Source organism: Streptomyces sp. GC420 (assembly GCF_009916105.1).
Classification (GTDB): Bacteria; Actinomycetota; Actinomycetes; order Streptomycetales; family Streptomycetaceae; genus Streptomyces.
Window position 1 is genome coordinate 1 of record NZ_JAAAXQ010000747.1, and the last position, 1,360, is coordinate 1,360.

The window sequence follows — 1,360 nt, forward strand, 5'->3', positions numbered from 1 at the left end:
CTCCCACCCCCGCCGTGCACACGCCCGCCACCGGGACGCGCGCGCGGACCGGCAGCCCGGCCCCCGCCGCGGCTCCCGCCACGCCGAGGGCGACGGCCGCACCGAGGCCGGCGGCGATCATGCTCACCGGCCGGTCACCCGCCGCAGCGCCGCCACGATGTCCGCGGGTGCGGGCGGGCATCCCGGTACCTCGAGATCGACCCGTACGACATCGGCGACCGCGCCCTCGACGCCGTACCCTCCGGCGAACTCGCCGCAGTCGACCGCGCAGTCCCCGACCGCGACCACCAGGCGCGGCTCGGGCATGGCCGCCACCGTGCGCCGCAGGGGCTCGGCCATGTTCCGGGTCACCGGCCCGGTCACCAGTGCCACGTCGGCGTGCCGCGGCGAGGCGACCAGCCGGGCGCCGTACCGGTCCGCGTCGTACACCGGGCCGAAGGCCGCCGCGATCTCGATCTCGCACCCGTTGCAGGAACCGGCGTCCACGCAGCGCACCTGCACCGACCCGCCGAACTCCGCGACCGCCGGCAGGGGTTCCCGCGCGGGCGGCGGTGGAGCGGGTTCGGCCACTCGTCCGGTGTCGAGAACCTTGCGCAGCAGGCCCATGAACGCCCCTCCCGGTGCTGGTGAGGACTCTTCCGCGGGTGGCTAACGGACGACTCCGCGGCTGGAGTTACGACCTTCTTGATACGTTTTGCCAAAATTTACGCTACTTTGCCGCTCGCATAATCGCCCGAAGAGGTGTCCTCGGCCCCGCGGAGACATGATGACCTGACTAATTGCCAAGATTAGCAATTCTGAATGCGTGGAGAGGGGGTTTCGGGTGCGGATTCCACGCCTTCGTGGTGGCAGTTCCCCTTCGAGTGTCCCGCTGAGTACTGACGGCGAACTGCCTGTACGTCCGCCTTCGTGATGCGAAGGTGGGTTCCTCCGGGCTGTGTACCGGCGGAGCGTGGCACATCCTTGGGCCACGGCGGGCAGGCATCGGGTCGGCGCACGGCGGACGGCGGACGGCGGAACTCGAGGAGGCTCAATGGATGCGGAGCTGGCGGCCCTGGCGGCGTCGGGAGCGACGACCCTGGTCGGACTGATGGTGTCGGAGACCTGGACGCAGACGCGGGACCGGGTGGCGCGGTTCTTCGCGCGCGGCGCCGGCGAAGGCCCGGCGGAGGAGGAACTCGGCGCGTCGAGGGCGGAGTTGGTGGCGGCCAGGGAGGCGGGCGACGAACTGGCCGCCGCGGACGTCGAGGCGGGCTGGCGGATGCGGCTGCGCCACCTGCTGAGGGCCGATCCCGAGGCTGCCGAGGAGCTGCGGGAGCTGCTGGCGGAACTGGGACCGGAGGCGGGGAGGGGGCAGGGG

The 1,360-nt window shown here is 72.4% G+C and carries 2 protein-coding genes; one reads left to right on the plus strand and one right to left on the minus strand.

Features of this window, described 5'->3' with window-relative positions:
- Nucleotides 1–123 precede the first annotated feature (123 nt).
- On the minus strand, nucleotides 124–606 hold the full coding sequence (locus tag GUY61_RS38340) for an NADH-quinone oxidoreductase subunit B family protein (RefSeq protein ID WP_166634894.1): 483 nt from the start codon (nucleotides 604–606) through the stop codon (nucleotides 124–126).
- A gap of 427 nt (nucleotides 607–1,033) precedes the next feature.
- Here GUY61_RS38340 and GUY61_RS38345 point away from each other — a divergent pair.
- A partial coding sequence (locus GUY61_RS38345; RefSeq protein WP_166634895.1) for a hypothetical protein occupies nucleotides 1,034–1,360 on the plus strand: 327 nt, incomplete at its 3' end.

Bases quoted from the DNA above. Each gene is read 5' to 3' on its own strand.
- GUY61_RS38340 (WP_166634894.1), bottom strand. From the start codon at position 606: ATGGGCCTGCTGCGCAAGGTTCTCGACACCGGACGAGTGGCCGAACCC.